This is a genomic window from Pseudomonas sp. PME37.24/006, assembly GCF_055556635.1.
Window position 1 is genome coordinate 1 of sequence record NZ_JBVHNL010000207.1, and the last position, 255, is coordinate 255.

Consider the following 255-nt stretch of genomic DNA (forward strand, 5'->3'; position numbering starts at 1 on the left):
CAGCCTGTCCATCAGCGCATCGTTCGGCCAGTCCGGTTTCTCCTGGGCCAAGGCCACCAGCGGTGCGGGAGCCGTGTGGGGTCTGGGCGCATCGCTGACGCAGCCGCTGTTCCATGGCGGTGCCCTGCGCGCCAAGCGCGATGCCAGCAAGGAAGCCTACCTCGCGGCCGAGGCGCATTATCGCCAGACCGTGTTGAATGCTTTCCAGAACGTGGCCGATAGTCTGGTGGCCTTGACGCAGGATGCCGACGCCTT

Annotated in this window: 1 protein-coding gene; it reads left to right on the forward strand. The window is 65.9% G+C overall.

Annotation, left to right across the window (positions count from 1 at the left end; all coding sequences use genetic code 11):
- Positions 1-255: TolC family protein (locus ACZ3GY_RS24430; protein WP_465912376.1), on the forward strand; the 255-nt coding region annotated here is incomplete at both ends.